Origin of the sequence: Sphingopyxis sp. KK2, assembly GCF_001990265.1 — a bacterium.
Lineage (GTDB): Bacteria > Pseudomonadota > Alphaproteobacteria > Sphingomonadales > Sphingomonadaceae > Sphingopyxis.
The window spans coordinates 1-1,735 of record NZ_LYVN01000277.1 but is presented as its reverse complement, the minus strand read 5'-3'; the positions used below and the strand labels follow the sequence as shown (position 1 = coordinate 1,735).

The 1,735-nt window shown below is 73.1% G+C and carries 1 protein-coding gene and 1 pseudogene; both read left to right on the top strand.

Going from position 1 to position 1,735, the window contains the following annotated elements; translation table 11 throughout:
- Nucleotides 1–497 (top strand): annotated as a pseudogene (locus B1A78_RS21725) (siroheme synthase); the annotation flags it as partial.
- On the top strand, nt 494–1,657 hold the full coding sequence (locus B1A78_RS21720; protein ID WP_077148902.1) for an aminotransferase: 1,164 nt from the start codon (nt 494–496) through the stop codon (nt 1,655–1,657). The pseudogene B1A78_RS21725 and the gene B1A78_RS21720, both read left to right, overlap by 4 nt.
- The last annotated feature ends 78 nt before the right edge of the window (nt 1,658–1,735 follow it).

Sequence of the window (1,735 nt, the reverse complement as noted above, 5' to 3'; positions counted from 1 at the left end):
CGGTGACGATCGCGATCGGCACCGGCGGCGCGTCGGCGGGGCTGGCGAAGGCCGTGCGCCAGCGCATCGAGGCCTTGCTGCCGTCGCGCCTCGGCGCGCTCGCCGCAGCGCTCTACGCCGGACGTGACGCCATGAAGGCGCGCTGGCCCGCCGCCGCCGATCGCCGCCGCGCGATCGACGCCGCTTTGGCGAGCGGCGGGGCGCTCGACCCGCTCGACGCGACCGCGCCCGATCGCGTGAACGACTGGCTTGCCGCCGACGCGGCGCTTCCCGCGTCGCGGATCGAGACGATCGCACTGACCAGCTTCGACCCCGACGACCTCACGCTCGGCGCCGCGCGCCTGCTCGGCGAGGCCGACCATGTCTTTCATCCCCCCGGCATCGCCCCGGCGATCCTCGCGCGTGCCCGCGCCGATGCGGTGCGTCATATCGCCGACGCGCCGCCCGCCGATCCGCCGCCGGGCCTGTCGCTCTGGCTCGCACCCCCCGCGCCATGACGGATATCCATCCCGTCTATGCCGCGATGGCGCCGACGATCTTCGAACATATGTCTGCGCTGGCGCGCGAGCATGGCGCGATCAACCTGGGGCAGGGCTTCCCCGACGGCCCGGCGCACCCCGACATGCTCGATGCTGCGGCGCGCGCGCTCGCCGAGCGGTCGAACCAATATCCCCCGGCGTTCGGCCTCCCCGAACTGCGCGACACGATCGCGGCCTTCTACGCCCGGCGGCAGGGCCTGTCGCTGACCCGCGAACAGGTGGTTGTCACCTCGGGCGCGACCGAGGCGCTTGCTGCGGCGCTCCTCGCGCTCGTCACCCCCGGCGACGAGGTGCTCCTCTTCCAGCCCGCCTATGACAGCTATGCGCCGATGGTGCGCCGCGCCGGCGGCGTGCCGGTGTCGGTGCCGCTCAGCCCGCCGCACTGGCGCTACGAGGCCGCGCCGATCGCGGCCGCGATCACGCCGCGCACGCGGCTGCTGATGCTCAACGACCCGCTCAATCCGGCGGGTACGGTCGCGAGCGGGGCCGAACTCGCGATGATCGCCGATCTCTGCGTTCGCCACGACCTCACCGCGATCTGCGACGAGGTGTGGGAGGATGTTTGCTTCGACGGCGTCCCGCACCGGTCGCTGCTGTCGATGCCCGGCATGGCGCGCCGCGCGGTGAAGATCGGCTCGGCGGGCAAGATCTTCGGGCTCACGGGGTGGAAGGTCGGCTGGTTTTGCGCCGCGCCCGATATCGCGCAGGCGCTCGGCCGTGCGCACCAGTTCCTCACCTTCACCACGCCGCCCGCGCTGCAATGGGCGGTCGCCGAGGGGCTCGGCAAGCCCGACGACTGGTTCGCCGATCAGCGCGCGGCATGGGCCGCGTCGCGGCGCCATCTGGCGGACGCGCTCCAACGCGCGGGCTTCACCGTCCTCCCCAACGCCGCCACCTGGTTCCTGTGCATCGACCTCGCCGCCTCGGGCATCGCGCTCACCGACCGCGACTTCAGCGAGCGCGCGGTCCGCGAGGCCGGGGTCGCCTCGATCCCGGTGTCGGCGCTGTTCGAAGGCGACGGCCCGCGCCACATCCTGCGCCTCTGCTTCGCCAAGGACCATAAGATCCTCGACGAAGCCGTCGCGCGCCTCGCCGCCTTTCGCGCGACGCTGGCCTGACGGTCCTTAGTCTCCCTCACCCTTCCGCCGCTTCGCGCCTCCCTCCCTCTCCCGGCGGGAGAGGGAGGGAGGCGCGAA

Excerpts from the sequence above, each read along its gene's own strand:
- B1A78_RS21720 (WP_077148902.1), top strand. The coding sequence starts at position 494 with ATGACGGATATCCATCCCGTCTATGCCGCGATGGCGCCGACGATCTTC.